At 65.3% G+C, this 13,298-nt stretch carries 12 protein-coding genes; 3 read left to right on the forward strand and 9 right to left on the reverse strand.

Features of this window, described 5'->3' with window-relative positions:
- Positions 1-8: 8 nt before the first annotated feature.
- The 7 genes from cyoE to WV31_RS08380 form a co-directional block, all read right to left on the reverse strand.
- Complete coding sequence (gene cyoE / locus WV31_RS08355) at positions 9-875, reverse strand: heme o synthase (protein WP_085373120.1); 867 nt, start codon at positions 873-875, stop codon at positions 9-11.
- 86 nt (positions 876-961) lie between these two features.
- On the reverse strand, positions 962-2,638 hold the full coding sequence (locus tag WV31_RS08360) for a cbb3-type cytochrome c oxidase subunit I (RefSeq protein ID WP_085373121.1): 1,677 nt from the start codon (positions 2,636-2,638) through the stop codon (positions 962-964).
- Positions 2,639-2,654: 16 nt separating this feature from the next.
- Positions 2,655-3,200: a cytochrome C oxidase subunit II gene (locus WV31_RS08365; protein ID WP_085373122.1), complete on the reverse strand. Its 546-nt coding sequence runs from the start codon at positions 3,198-3,200 to the stop codon at positions 2,655-2,657.
- A 14-nt stretch (positions 3,201-3,214) separates the two neighbouring features.
- Positions 3,215-3,376, reverse strand: a complete 162-nt coding sequence (locus WV31_RS22015; RefSeq protein ID WP_009868322.1) for a hypothetical protein — start codon at positions 3,374-3,376, stop codon at positions 3,215-3,217.
- A 163-nt stretch (positions 3,377-3,539) separates the two neighbouring features.
- The gene (locus tag WV31_RS08370) at positions 3,540-4,604 is read right to left on the reverse strand and encodes a COX15/CtaA family protein (RefSeq protein WP_085373123.1); all 1,065 of its coding nucleotides are present in this window, start codon (positions 4,602-4,604) and stop codon (positions 3,540-3,542) included.
- Positions 4,605-4,624: 20 nt separating this feature from the next.
- Entirely contained in the window at positions 4,625-5,206 is a 582-nt protein-coding gene (locus WV31_RS08375; RefSeq protein ID WP_085373124.1) for a TlpA disulfide reductase family protein, read from the reverse strand.
- An 84-nt stretch (positions 5,207-5,290) separates the two neighbouring features.
- Positions 5,291-6,862 carry a fused MFS/spermidine synthase gene (locus tag WV31_RS08380; RefSeq protein ID WP_085373125.1) on the reverse strand — a complete coding sequence of 524 codons (1,572 nt, stop codon included), beginning with the start codon at positions 6,860-6,862 and terminating at the stop codon, positions 5,291-5,293.
- A 184-nt stretch (positions 6,863-7,046) separates the two neighbouring features.
- On the opposite strand from WV31_RS08380, the gene WV31_RS08385 reads away from it, so the two are divergent.
- From WV31_RS08385 to WV31_RS08395, 3 genes are all read left to right on the forward strand, one after another.
- Positions 7,047-7,535, forward strand: coding sequence for an Hsp20 family protein (locus WV31_RS08385; RefSeq protein WP_085373126.1), 489 nt, complete (start codon positions 7,047-7,049; stop codon positions 7,533-7,535).
- Between the two features lie 257 nt (positions 7,536-7,792).
- A complete protein-coding gene (locus WV31_RS08390; RefSeq protein ID WP_237051549.1) occupies positions 7,793-8,497 on the forward strand; it encodes a substrate-binding periplasmic protein in 705 nt (234 codons plus the stop codon).
- On the forward strand, positions 8,494-10,365 hold the full coding sequence (locus WV31_RS08395) for an ATP-binding protein (protein ID WP_085373128.1): 1,872 nt from the start codon (positions 8,494-8,496) through the stop codon (positions 10,363-10,365). The genes WV31_RS08390 and WV31_RS08395 overlap by 4 nt, the downstream gene beginning before the upstream one ends.
- Positions 10,366-10,524: 159 nt before the next feature.
- Here WV31_RS08395 and cysC read toward each other — a convergent pair whose 3' ends face one another.
- Both cysC and cysD read right to left on the reverse strand, forming a co-directional pair.
- A complete protein-coding gene (cysC, locus tag WV31_RS08400; RefSeq protein WP_085373129.1) occupies positions 10,525-12,450 on the reverse strand; it encodes an adenylyl-sulfate kinase in 1,926 nt (641 codons plus the stop codon).
- 19 nt (positions 12,451-12,469) lie between these two features.
- Positions 12,470-13,270 (reverse strand): sulfate adenylyltransferase subunit CysD, encoded by an 801-nt coding sequence (gene cysD, locus WV31_RS08405; RefSeq protein WP_085375529.1) that lies wholly within the window; start codon positions 13,268-13,270, stop codon positions 12,470-12,472.
- Positions 13,271-13,298: the final 28 nt, after the last annotated feature.

Consider the following 13,298-nt stretch of genomic DNA (forward strand, 5'->3'; position numbering starts at 1 on the left):
GCGGTGTTCTACCCCGCCAGCAGCGGCTCAACCATGACGGCGGTCAAGAGCAGGACCAGCTGGATCAGCGAGGCGAAGAAATTGCCCATGGCGGCCTTGCGGCCTGGGCGCATGACCAGCAGCACGCTCTTGTAGATGAACCACACGCCGCCCAGGATCGCCGCACCCATGTAGAGCGGACCCGCGCCGAAGAAATAGGGCAACAGCGACGACGCCACCAGGGCGATGGTATTGGCGAGAATGATCCAGTTGGTCTCGGATTCCGGCTTGACCACCGGCAGCATGGGAATACCGGCGCTCGCGTAATCATCCTTCAGCGCGGTGGCCAGGCTCCAGAAATGGGGCGGCGTCCACAGGAACAGGATCAGGGCGAGAACCAGCGATTGCGGGCTTAAGCTCGGCACCGCCACGGCGGCGCCGGCCAGCACGGCGAAGCTGCCGGACAGACCGCCGATGACGATGTTCCAGGCGGTGCGGCGCTTCAGCCAGACGGTGTAGACGATGCCGTAGACGAAGGCACCGAGGAAAACGTGCAGCGCCGCCCAGGCATTGGCGGCAAAGGCGGCCAGGGCCACCGCGGCGACGGTCAACGCCAGCAGGCCGAGCGGCCACAGCGGACCGGCGGCGAACTGGCCGGAAGCGAAGGGACGGTTGCGGGTGCGGTTCATCATCGGATCGATGTCGCGCTCCCAGTAATGGTTGAAGGCGCCGGCGGCGGCGGCCGACAGCAGCACGGCCATGGCGACGGCCACGACCTGGGAGGTTTGGGGCACGACGCTCGGCGTAACCAGGGCTCCGGCAATGGCTGCCAGGGCGCAGAACACGCCGATCCGCAGCTTGAATACCGACGCCAGCACTTTGAGGTTCGCCGTCATCACCCTCTCCCACCCTTTCAAGACATACCCTTGGAGGGAAACGGGCGGGACCCGAAGATCCCGCCCGCCTTAGCTTAAGTACCGGATCAGCTCATGATCCAGGTGCTGGCCAGATACTTCCAGTTGACGAAGTAGTAGAGCACAAACATCGTCAGGAAGAGCAGCGCCAGGGCGAAGGTGCCCGGGACGGCCACGTGGTCGGCATTGCCGTACGAGGCCACCGGCGACGGAGCCGCGGCCGGAGCCGGCGGAACCGCAGGCTTGCCGAACAGCACCGAGCCCACGATGATCAGGACGAACAGAGCGCCGCCGACCACCGCGACCACCGCCGACACGCCCACGATGCCCATCATGAGGAAGGCAGCGGGAGCATGCGCGAAGGCGTGCGGAGCGTCCGAGAAGGCCATGTCCCAGTGACGACGGGACACGCCCAGCGTACCGGCACCCATCATGAACAGGGAGAACACGCCCATGCCCAGGCCGAACAGGTACGGCTGGAGCTTGGCCAGGCCCGGCATGACCAGTTCGCGACCGAACAGGACCGGGACCAGGAAGTACGTGATCGCCATGAACGCCAGCGTCGTACCAGCCGCCACGGTAGCGTGGAAGTGGCCGGGAACGTAGATGGTGTTGTGGATCATGATGTTGATCTGTTCCACGCCCATGGTGACACCGGAGATGCCGCCGAGGAAGCCGAACAGGATCAGGGACAGGAACATGCCCGAGAACACCGGATTGCCCCAGGGAGCCTTCCGCAGCCATTCGAACATGCCGTTGTTGAAGCCCCTGCGACGCTGGGCCGCCTCGATGCAACCCGGGACGGTCAGGCCGTGGATCATCGAACCCAGCACGGCGAGGTACATGCCGTACGAGGTGTTGAAGATCTTATAGGCGGACGACAGGCCGGGCTCCACCAGCAGGTGGTGGGCCGAAGCGATCTGCAGGAAGAAGATGTAGGTCAGGTAGGCACAACGGCTGACCTTCTCGGACAGCGGCTTGGCGCCGAACAGGATCGCGGCGATGGCGTACCACACGGCAATGTGGGCGGCCACGTTGATCTGCTGCGACGAGTGGCCCATGCCCCACCACACGACCTTGTACATCAGCGGGTCGATGTGGCTGATCAGCCCGACCGACCACAGGAAGGTCGGGATCAGGATGATGGCGCCGGACGAGATGGTGTAGATGGCGATGATGCACGCCGTCAGGGCACCAAAGGTGACCAGCGGAATGGAGCCCTCATAGGTCTTCTCCGCCTTGGCGACCACCAGGGTGCCCAGGAAGATGAAGCAGGCGATCAGGGCGCCCACGGCGAACAGGATCAGGCCCACGTAGAACAGCGGGTCAGCCTGCATCGGCACGTAGGAGGTCATCATCACGCTGGAATTGCCCTCGAGGACCTTCCAGTTGGTGATCGCGGCACCCAGAACCATCAGGGCGTACGCAACCCAGCCCATCTTGGGCGTGGCCAGGCGGCTTTGCAGCAGGATGGCCGAGGCGAAGTACATCAGCGCAACTTCGAAGAAGATGCACCAGACGATCAGGATGTCGATACCGTGCGCGGTCAGCGCCAGGTAGAACAGGTCGGCCGGCAGCAGGTGCACGGTCGGCCAGCGGGTCAAAGCGACGAGAAGGCCGAACAGACCGCCCAGGGCCAGCACCACGATGGCGGTGACCGCGTTGATCTTGATCAGCTTCTCGGCTTCATCATGGATCTTGAGACCCGTGAAGCCGCAGGTTCGAAATACGGGCTTGGCAACCATTTGCGCTCCCCCTCGATTACTTGCCAGCCACGACTCGGATTTTTCCGAGCATGGTGTGGTGGCCGATACCGCAGTATTCGTTGCAGATGATGCCGAAATCGCCGGAATCGGTCGGGGTGATGGTCACCACCTCGTCGATGCCGGGATGGACCTGCAGATTGATATTGGCGGGCTGCACGGAGAAACCATGCTGCCAGTCAATGGACGAGAGGTGCAGGCGGTAGGACTTGCCCTTCTCGAGTTCGAGAACGGGGTACCATTCCCACAGGCGGGCCAGCATGTACACGTCCGAACCGGCCGGGGGACGAACCACCGGGGTCTTGGCGTGACCTTCTTCGCCCACCTTGTACTTCTCGACGAAAGCGTCCACGCGGGCCTGATACACATCCGGCTGGATGCGATAGGCTTCGTTGGACATGTTCTGGGTGCCCTTGAGGTGCCACAGCGGCATCATGGCGAACATGATCAGCGCCCAGGTCAGGGCGATGAGCACCCAGACGACCTCGGTCTTCTCGACGGGCTCATTGAACCAGACTTTTTGCTCCGGAGGAGTAATAGACATTTATTATCCCTCCCTTACTTGGCGATCGGCAGCTGGGCGACTTCCATGATCCCCCAGATCGTGTAGGAAACCGCCGGAACCACCACACCGATAAAGAGGAGCAGGAACGGATTATCCAGGATGCGCTGCATCACCGGAATCTGCTCCTCCTCCTTGCCTTCGATTGAATTGGACATCGATCGAACTCCCTTGGCATTTCCGAAAAAAACTCCGGACGACCGGACCATGAACCTCTCATTACGGAAAGTTCATCTCCTTGACTTTGGTAAAGTCGAGCGATCACAAACGTGCCGGAACGCTACATTTTTTGCGGGAGCAGCCGCGCGCCGAAGCCGGGTTTCAGGTGCGCTTGCGCAGATCGTGGATTGCCCAAAGGCACAGCGTCAGCAGGGCCATCGCCCCCATCTGATGGGCAGAGGCCAACCAGACGGGCACCACCAGGACCAAGGTCCCGATTCCCATGGCCACCTGGAGCAAAGCCATGATCCCCACCGCATGAATGGCGGCGGGGACCTGGTCGCCCAGACGGGCACGGGCCCGGAACCAGCCGACCAGGGCCACGACGACGGTGATCTCGGCCAGGGTGCGGTGACCGAACTGGACGGTCTTGATGTCCTCGAACAGGGAGTGGAAGCCCTCGGGGAACAGGTCCTTGGGGATGATCGCGCCATCCATCAGCGGCCAGGTGTTGTAGATCAGCCCCGCCTTCAAACCGGCCACCAGGCCGCCGAACAGCAGAGTGACCACCACCAGGGCGGTCAGCCAGAACAACCAGGACAGCACGCCGCCGGTCTCGCCGTGCAGGCGGCGCGGCGCCGGCCGGTGATCGGCCAGGATGTCGAGCGCCAGCCAGAACATCCAGGCGTGAATCAGGAAGGCCAGGGCCAGATGGACGGTCAGCCGGTAATGGGACACGGCCGGATTGTCCACCAGGCCGCTCTTCACCATGAACCAGCCCATGCCGCCCTGGGCGGCGCCCAGCAGGAACACGCCGAGCAGGCGCGGAATCATCGCCTTTCCGATACGGCCGGAAAAGGCCAGCCACAGGAAAGGCAGGAAGAAGACGATACCGATCAGCCGGCCCCACACGCGATGAATGTACTCGAGCCAGAAGATCCCCTTGAAGTCCGCCAGGCTCATGCCGGCATTGACCTTGATGTACTCGGGGGTCTGCTTGTACTTGTCGAAGAACAGCTGCCATTCGGCCTCGTTGAGGGGCGGAATGATGCCACGGATGGGCTCCCACTCCACCATGGACAGGCCGGAATGGGTGAGCCGGGTCAGGCCGCCCAGCAGCACCATGACCGCCACCATGAAGCAACAGGCCAGCAGCCAGATCGCCACGTCGCGGTGAGCGCCGTTGGCGAGATCGGAGCGGCCGAAGGATCGCGACATGGTGGTCATCTTCTCACCCTTCCTGAATGCTACTTGGCCAGCACGGGATGGGACGGCAGGGTCAGCAGTTCGCGGACCACGTCGATCACGCCCGGCCCCGCCCAATCGGCCTCGCCTTCCATGCGGGCCGTCTCCTCGCCCTTGGCGTTAACCAGCAGGGCGGTGGGCATGCCGCGCACCTTGAGCGCCTTGGACAGGGAGCCGTCGGGATCGAGCACCACCGGCATGTTGGCGATGCCGCGCTCCTCCAGGAACTTCTTGGCGACGGGAGCGCCTTCCTTGTCCACGTTGACGGTCAGCACCTGGATGCCGGCAGCCTCGGCGATGGGCTTGAACTTGGCGAACAGCGGCAGCTCGCGCACGCAGGGAATGCACCAGGTGGCCCAGAAGTTCACCACGGTCGGCTTGGAAAAGCGCTCGTGCAGCGGCTTGGTGACGCCGTCCATGTCCGTGGTCATGGGGTTTTCCAGGGCAATGGCATAGTCCGGCCGCCGCATGGATTCCTTCACCAGGATGGGGGTGGGCTGCGGCTTGCGAATCTGAATGGCCGTGCCGGCCACCATGGCGAGGATCAGCGACAGGGCCACCAGAATGAGAATACGGTCGGACATGGTTTACCTTCCAAAATACGGCCCGGAGTAGATCATGGAGACGGTGCTGAGGAACTTGCTTTTGGTCAAGCCTCCCCGGCCCGATCAATCCGCCAGGATGGGATCGGGGATGGTGCCGACCATGGCGCGGCGATAGGCCATCTGGGCGGGTGCGGCCAGGGCGGACAGCGGGTTGTCCTCGTCGGTGAGCACCGGCGCACCGGCCAGCAGCGGCGAAGTCCGGTCGATGAAGCGCAGCGAGGCCAGCGACCGGGCCATCTGCTCGGCCATGCGGGGCGACACCGTGCCGGGCGTGATCCTCAGTTCGGCCAGACGGTCCAGAAGGCCGGGCCGGCGCGCCGCGAACAGGAAGCCGTTGGTCACCGGCCGGGACGGCGGGCGGGCCTGCTCGACCATGGCCACCCGGCCGAACACCCGGGTCAGGGTGGCCAGGATGGCGTTGGTGGGTTCCATGTGGCGGGAGTCGAGAAAGCTGTTGATGGCCACCACGCCGCCATCGTTCAGGCAGCCACGCACATCGGCGAAGAACTCGCGGGTCAGCAGATGCTCGGGGATGCCGTCGCCCGAGAACAGATCGACGAAAACGATGTCGTGGTCGGGGGCGCAGCCGCGCACCTGCGTGCGGGCGTCGGCGAACACCAGCCGGGTCGCCGGGCCGGGGCGATAGCCGAAATGGTCGCCGGCCGCGTCATAGGCGCGGCGGTTGATTTCCACCACCTCGACCTTGGCCCCCCGGGCCTCGAAGGCGGCGGGGATCACCCCCGCCCCCAGGCCGAGAACCAGGACCTTGCGGGCCGAGGGCGCCAGATGGGCGGCGCCCGCCTCGAGGAAATGGGTGAATTGCAGCGCCGGGCGCCCCTCGGCGTCGAAACCGTTCTGGGCCAGACCGTCGTTGAACAGGATGCGCAGCATGCCCGGCCCCTCGCCCACCTCGACCACCTTCAGCACCCCGAAGGCGGAGGGATAGGCGGCGATTGTGCGCCAGGGCCGATCCTCGCCGTCGCGGGCGTCGCCTCCGCTCCGCCCTGCCGGGTCGAGGATGGCCAGGGCCAGGGCGGCGGCCAGACAGGCCAGCGCCAGTGTCCGGCCTTTTCCCCCGCCCATGGCGCCCAGCAGCCCCAGGACCGCGGCGATGACCAGGATGGAATGACGGCCGGAAAGATGGGGAATCAGCGCGAAGGCGGCCACCAGCACACCGCCCACCGAGCCGATGGTGCTGATGAAGAACACCCAGCCCGCCCCGGCATCGGCCTCGCCGTGCAGGGGCCGCTCCAGCGCCACCAGCAGGGGATTGAGCGCCGACAGCAGGACCAGCGGCACCGCCAGCAGCAGGATCGAGGCCAGGAAGGCGCCCCCCACCAGACTCAGCTGCGCCAGCGGCCCGAGGCAGACGGGATAGAGCAGGACGGCAACCACCAGCCAGCCCCCCGACAGGGTGGGGGCAAGGTAATAGGCGTCACGGATCTGGTCGGAAGGACGCCGCCGGCAGAAAACGCCGCCGCAATAATAGCCCAGCGCCAGACACAGCAAAGTGACCGACAGGATGCCGGTCCAGATCAGCAGGCTGACACCGAAGAACGGGGTCATCACCCGGGACGCGATCAGTTGCAGGCACAGAATCGCCGCCCCCGTGATCACGATGGTCGCGCGCGCCATTCCCGCCCCCTTCTCTCCCCGCCCAACGTCGTGGGGGACTATGTCAAATCGCCGGGAAACAAACCACCCTTGCAGCCCGGCAAAGCCATCCTAAATCATTTCCGCCGGATGCCTATGAAGGGTCCGGACAGGTCCGATGGAATGGACCACAGCGTGACATTGCTTCGCAAAGGAGAATGGAACCATGTTGAGCTACGACTTTTCCCCCCTGCTGCGCACCGCCATCGGTTTCGAGCGCCTGGCCCGCCAGGCCGAGGCTGCGGCCCGCTCCGACGCCGATTCCGCCTACCCGCCCTACAATATCGAGACCGCCGGCGAGGACCATTACCGCATCACCCTGGCCGTGGCGGGCTTCTCGTCCAAGGAACTGGAGATCGAGACCCTGGACAACGTCCTTGCCATCACCGGCAAGAAGCCTGAGGAGGAGGCAAGCGCCAGCTACCTGCACAAGGGCATCGCGTCGCGCGGCTTCACCCGCCGCTTCTCCCTGGCCGATCACGTGCGGGTGACGGGGGCCAATCTGGCCGATGGCCTGCTCACCATCGATCTGGTGCGCGAGATCCCCGAGGCCATGAAGCCCCGCCGCATCGAAATCGCCGGCGAGGCTCCCACCAGCCTGTTCGCCAAGGCCAAGAAACTGATCGAGGGCCCCGGCAAGAAGGACGCCGCCTGACGGTGGCCGAGCAAAGGACCGGGCGCTTCGGCGCCCGGTCTACCAGTTGATGTCCGTGTCTTGGGCAACCACCCAGCATTTCCGCCGTCTCCGTTGACCGTATCAGGACCATCGCCGCGGCCCCCTATCGACGGATATGCCAAGGCACTACAGACCTATGATATAATCGCCAAAACCTGAGATGGGGGGATTCGTTGACACGAATTGCCGATCGGTTTTGGCGAGCGGCTATGGCGGTCTTGATCACGGCGGGGCTGATGTCCCCCGCATCGGTTAAGGCCGACGATGTCCTGCGCTTTTCCACCGGTATGATCGCTCCTTGGACCAACGCGGCCGGCACCGGGTTCCACCAGCGCCTGATCCACCTTCTGGCGGACAAGCTGGGCCGTCCGGCGGACCTGGAGGTCATTGCCGCCTCGTCGCGGGCGCTCAAACTGGCCGATGACGGAATCATCGACGGACTGGCGGGACGGGTGGCGGGATTGGACAGGGAATATACCAATCTGATCGCCGTTCCCGAGCGGATGTTCGTCAACGACTTCGTGGCCTGTGCATCGCCCGGCGCTCCGCTTCCCACCGACTGGGCCGCCGTGGGGCCGTTTTCCGTCGCCTATGTCATCGGCTGGCAGGTGTTCGAGCACAACCTGCCGCGGGTACGCGAACTGACCACCGTGAAGGATTCCGCCCAGTTGCTGGGCCTGCTCAGGGCCGGACGGGTAGAACTGATCCTGCATGAACGCTGGCAGATCCTGTGGCTGGCCCGCGAGGCCGGAATCCCGCTGGTCTGCGCCGAGCCGCCGCTGGCCAGGGTGCCCATGTACATCTACCTGCACCGCCGCCATGCCGACCTGGCCCCGGCCGTCGCCGACATCCTGCGCCGGATGAAGAAGGACGGATCGTACGATGCTATCGCCCGCCAGGTCTTCGGCGGCCTGGGCCCATCGGTGACGGAGGTCAAATGACCTTCATGTCCTCCCTCGCCCGCAAGAACAGCGTCGCCCATCGGCTAATCATCCGCCTGGGCAGCGTGGGATTGGTCATGGCCATGGCCATGGCCGCGGGCCTGGTCGCCGCCGACTACCACATCGCCACCAGCCGGACGGAAGAGCGTTTCCAGCAGATCGAGGCCGGCTATCTGGCCAGCGTGGCGGAAAACGTCTGGCTGCAGGACCATGAGCGGCTGGCGCAACTGGTGGCGGGCATCGGCCAGTTCCCCTACGTCCAGCAGGTCCGCGTCACCGACGAGGCCGGCACCGTCATGGCCGAGAGCGGCACCCGCGAGGATCCCGACGAGATCGCGAGATCCTTTCCCCTCACCCGGTTCTATTCGGCGCGCGAGCTGGGTATCGGCCGCCTGGACATCTCGGTGAGCAAGGGCAGGATGCTCATGCCGGTATATCACCGGGCCGGATTGCTGTTCCTGGCCAACATCGCCCTGATGGCCGGTATCCTGGCCGCTCTTTACTGGCAGGTCTATACCCTCGTCGCCCAGCCTCTGTCCCGAATGGCCGCCCATGTGCGCCACGCCAATCTCGACACGGGCGAATGGAAAATGCTTCCGGGCGACCTCCATGACGAGCTGAACGAGCTGGCCATGGCCTATGCCGACATGCGCCGCGCCATCGAACGCGGCTACCACGCGCTGCAGGCGCGGGAAGAACATCTGCGGCTGCTGTTCGACAATTCCCCGGTTTCGCTGTGGGAAGAGGACTTCTCCGAGGTCAAGAAAGCGATCCTGTCCCTCGACGGCGCCATCGGCGGCGGACTGGACGGCCATCTCGCCCACCATCCGGATTTCATCGACCGCTGCGCCGCCCTGGTCAAGGTGATCAACGTCAACGCCGCCACCCTGGCGCTGCACAAGGCACCAAGCGCGGCCGCCCTGCTCGGCAATCTGGAAAAGACCTTCACCCCGGCGTCGCGCCAGGCCTTCGCCCGCCAGCTGGTGGCGATCTGGAACGGTGAGACGCAACTATCGGTCGAAGGCGAGGTCAAGACCCTGGACGGCGAACCGAGGGTGGTGGTGGTCCATTGGCGCGTCACTCCGGGACACGAAGACAGCCTGGACCGGGTGCTGGTGGCCCTGGAAAACGTCACCGAACGCAAGGCGGCGGAACAGGCCCTGGCGGCCTCCATGGAAAAGCTGATCAGCACCAATCACGAACTGGAACGGATGACCGAGATCACCGCCCACGATCTGCAGGAACCGGTGCGCGGCATCGTCAGCTTCAGCCAGTTGCTGGAGCGCCGCATGGGCCCGACCCTGGACGGAGAAACCCGCGACCTGCTGGCCTATCTGAAAGCGGCGGGACACCGGATGCAGGATCAGGTCCGCGGATTGCTCACCTATGCCCAGACGGCGCCCATGGGTACGGCCATGGAGCCGGTCGGCCTGGACGAGGCGCTGCGCCGGGCGCTCAAGGATCTGCAGGGGGAGATCGAACGCCGCTCCGCCTCGGTCAAGGCCGGGGCCCTGCCCCGGGTCATGGGCAATGCCCAGCTTCTGGCCGATCTGTTCACCCGCCTGATCGACAACGGCCTGAAATTCACCCGCAGCGAGTCCAGCCCCCGAATCGAGATCGCCGCCAGCCTGGATGGCGACATGGTCACCGTTTCGGTGACCGACCACGGCATCGGCATCCTGCCGTCCTATGCCGACGACGTGTTCCAGGTGTTCCGCCGCCTCCATGGCCCGGAGCAGTTTCCCGGCATCGGCATCGGCCTGGCCATCTGCCGCAAGATCGTCGAGCGCCTGGGCGGACGCATCTGGGTCGACACCATGGTCACCGAGGGCTGCACCATCCGCTTCACCTTGCCGAGGGCGCCATAGGAAAAGGGCGCCGCCCTCGAGGCGACGCCCCTCCGTCGAAAGAACCGGCTTTTCCTGTCATCCCGAGGCGCAAGCCGAGGGATCTTTCACGCCATGGCGGCAGCCGCTTGCAGCTGAAAGATCCTTCCTCCCTGCGGTCGTCAGGATGACAGGCCGGTATTACAGCCCCCAGCCGTTGGCCTGTTCGCGGGCCGAGAGCGAGAAGGCGTTCTCGATATAGCGCAGCAGGTCGGCGACGCTCTCATCCACGCTCTTGCCCTCGGTAGTCAGGGTCAGTTCCGGCAGGGCCGGCGCCTCGTAGGCCGAGCCGATACCGGTGAAGTAGCTGATCTCGCCGGCCCGGGCCTTCTTGTACAGGCCCTTGGGGTCGCGCCGCTCGCACTCGTCGAGGCCGGTGGCGACGTACACCTCGTGGAAGGTATCGGGATTGATGGCGCGCACCTTCTCGCGGTCGGCGCGGAAGGGGGAGATGAACGAGGTCACCACCACCATGCCGGCCTCGGCGAACAGATTGGCCGTCTCGCCGACGCGGCGGATGTTCTCGGCGCGGTCGGCATCCGAGAAGCCCAGATCGCCGCACAACCCGGTACGCACGTTGTCGCCGTCCAGCACGGTGACCTGCCAGCCCTTGAGGAACAGCTGGCGCTCCACCTCCATGGCGATGGTGGACTTGCCGGCGCCCGACAGGCCGGTCAGCCACACCACGCCGCCGCGATGGCCGTTGGCGATGGCCCGGGTCTCGGCATCCACCTTGTGGGGCACCTCGGTGACGTGGGTCGAGCGCGACCGCGCCTCGCCCGCCGGCGTCTCGGCGATGACGCCGCCGCCGACGATGTCGTAGCCCTCGACCAGCACGAAACGGCCCAGGCGGGGATTGTCGATGAACGAGTCATGGGCGATGGGCGACTTGGCGCGGAACACCACCTCGGCGACGGCGTTGCGGGCCACCTCGGTGCCCTGGTGGTTGGCCAGGTCCTCCACGTCGATGACCCGCTCGATGGTCACTACGTCCACCACGTGCTCGGCGGTGGCCAGTTTCAGCTTGTAGCGCGACCCCACCTTGAGCGGTCCCCGGCCCAGCCAGAAGACGCGGGCCTTCAGGTCGTGGGACTGGTAGGGGGTGTGGTGCTCCAGGCTGGCGACGTTGCCGCGCTCGACGAAGATCTGCTCGTCCAGCGTGATGCCCACCGACTGGCCGGCCCCGGCCGACACGGCGGCCACGGTGTTGCCCCAGGTCTCGATGGTGGCGATCTTGGCCATCTTGCCCGAGGGCGAGAACACCAGGGTGTCGCCCACCTTGAGGCGGCCGGATTCGATGCGTCCGGCGATGATGCGGCGCTCGTCGAACTTGTAGACGTCCTGCACCGGCAGGCGCAGCGGCAGATCGGTCAGCGGCTTGGCCGGCTCGAACAGGTCCAGCGCCCCCAGAACGCTGGGCCCCGTATACCAGGGGGTCTCGGCGGCCGTCTCGGCGATGTTGGCGCCCGAGCGGGCGGCCACCGGAATGACGTAGGTGGGCTCGACGCCGATGGAGTTGAGATAGGCGACGATCTCGGCCTTCACCTCGTTGAAGCGGGTTTCCGAGAAATCTACCAGATCCATCTTGTTGACCGCCACGGCGATCTGGCGCAGGCCCAGGAGGTGCAGCAGGTAGCCGTGGCGGCGCGACTGCTCCTGCACGCCTTCATGGGCGTCGATGACCAGCACGGCAGCCTCGGCGGACGCCGCGCCCGACACCATGTTCTTCAGGAATTCCTTGTGCCCCGGCGCATCGATGATGACGTAGGGCCGGTGCGCGGTCTTGAAGCGGATCTGGGCGGTATCGATGGTGATGCCCTGGTCGCGCTCGGCCTGCAGCGCATCCATGACGAAGGCCCATTCGAAGGGCATGCCGCGCTTGTCGCAGACTTCCCGGAGATACTCGACCTTGCCCTCGGGCAGTGCGCCGGTCTCGTTGAGGATGCGGCCCACCAGGGTGGACTTGCCGTGATCCACGTGGCCGACCACGACGATCTTCATGGGGGAAGCGGATTGGGACACGGAGGCCTCGGGGCTGACTTTAAGGGCGGTTGCGGTGTTGCTCATGATTGTGCTGTCCCCTCGCTCACATATAGCCGCCGGCGCGCAGACGCTCGAAGGCGTCCTCGGATTCCTTGTCCTGGGCACGGCCGGAACGCTCGGAAATCTTGGTGGTCTCCAGTTCCTCGATGATCTCGGCCACGGTGGTGGCGGTGGAGGCCACCGAGCCGGTGCAGGGCGCGCAGCCCAAGGACCGGTAACGCCGCCCGTCCTTGGCGAAGTAGAGATCGACCATGGGGATGTTCTCGCGCTCGATATAGCGCCACACGTCGAGCTCGGACCACGCCAGCAGCGGGTGGATGCGCAGATGGGTGCCGGGCGCGAAATCGGTCTTGAACTGGTCCCAGAACTCGGGCGGCTGGTCCTTGAAGTCCCACTCGGCCGACTGGTTGCGGGGAGAGAAGACGCGCTCCTTGGCGCGCGTGCCTTCCTCGTCGCGGCGGATACCGGCGATGACGCCGGTGAATCCGTGCTTGGCCAGCAGCGCCTTCAGCCCCTCGGTCTTCAACGCCGTGCAACACTCGACGCGCCCCTTGTGCGGCCCCATGCCGGCGGCCAGCGCTTGCGTGTTCTCGCCGACGATCAGCGGCAGGTTCCATTCCTTGGCGACGCGGTCGCGGAACTCGATCATCTCGGGGATCTTGTTGTGGGTGTCCACGTGCAGCACCGGGAACGGCACATGGCCGAAGAAGGCCTTGCGGGCCAGCCACAGCATGACGTTGGAATCCTTGCCGATGGACCACAGCATGGCGATCTTGTCGAGGCGGTTGAAGGCCTCGCGCAGGATGTAGATGGATTGGCTCTCCAAGGCGTCGAGATCGTTCATGATCATCTCTTGTTTCTTTCCGCGTTCT

The sequence above is a fragment of the Magnetospirillum sp. ME-1 genome, from assembly GCF_002105535.1.
Lineage (GTDB): Bacteria > Pseudomonadota > Alphaproteobacteria > Rhodospirillales > Magnetospirillaceae > Phaeospirillum.

Bases quoted from the DNA above. Each gene is read 5' to 3' on its own strand.
- WV31_RS22015 (WP_009868322.1), bottom strand. From the start codon at position 3,376: ATGTCCAATTCAATCGAAGGCAAGGAGGAGGAGCAGATTCCGGTGATG.
- cyoE (WP_085373120.1), bottom strand. From the start codon at position 875: ATGACGGCGAACCTCAAAGTGCTGGCGTCGGTATTCAAGCTGCGGATC.
- WV31_RS08395 (WP_085373128.1), top strand. From the start codon at position 8,494: ATGACCTTCATGTCCTCCCTCGCCCGCAAGAACAGCGTCGCCCATCGG.
- cysD (WP_085375529.1), bottom strand. From the start codon at position 13,270: ATGAACGATCTCGACGCCTTGGAGAGCCAATCCATCTACATCCTGCGC.
- WV31_RS08385 (WP_085373126.1), top strand. From the start codon at position 7,047: ATGTTGAGCTACGACTTTTCCCCCCTGCTGCGCACCGCCATCGGTTTC.
- WV31_RS08390 (WP_237051549.1), top strand. From the start codon at position 7,793: ATGTCCCCCGCATCGGTTAAGGCCGACGATGTCCTGCGCTTTTCCACC.
- WV31_RS08360 (WP_085373121.1), bottom strand. From the start codon at position 2,638: ATGGTTGCCAAGCCCGTATTTCGAACCTGCGGCTTCACGGGTCTCAAG.
- WV31_RS08365 (WP_085373122.1), bottom strand. From the start codon at position 3,200: ATGTCTATTACTCCTCCGGAGCAAAAAGTCTGGTTCAATGAGCCCGTC.
- WV31_RS08380 (WP_085373125.1), bottom strand. From the start codon at position 6,862: ATGGCGCGCGCGACCATCGTGATCACGGGGGCGGCGATTCTGTGCCTG.
- WV31_RS08375 (WP_085373124.1), bottom strand. From the start codon at position 5,206: ATGTCCGACCGTATTCTCATTCTGGTGGCCCTGTCGCTGATCCTCGCC.
- WV31_RS08370 (WP_085373123.1), bottom strand. From the start codon at position 4,604: ATGACCACCATGTCGCGATCCTTCGGCCGCTCCGATCTCGCCAACGGC.
- cysC (WP_085373129.1), bottom strand. From the start codon at position 12,450: ATGAGCAACACCGCAACCGCCCTTAAAGTCAGCCCCGAGGCCTCCGTG.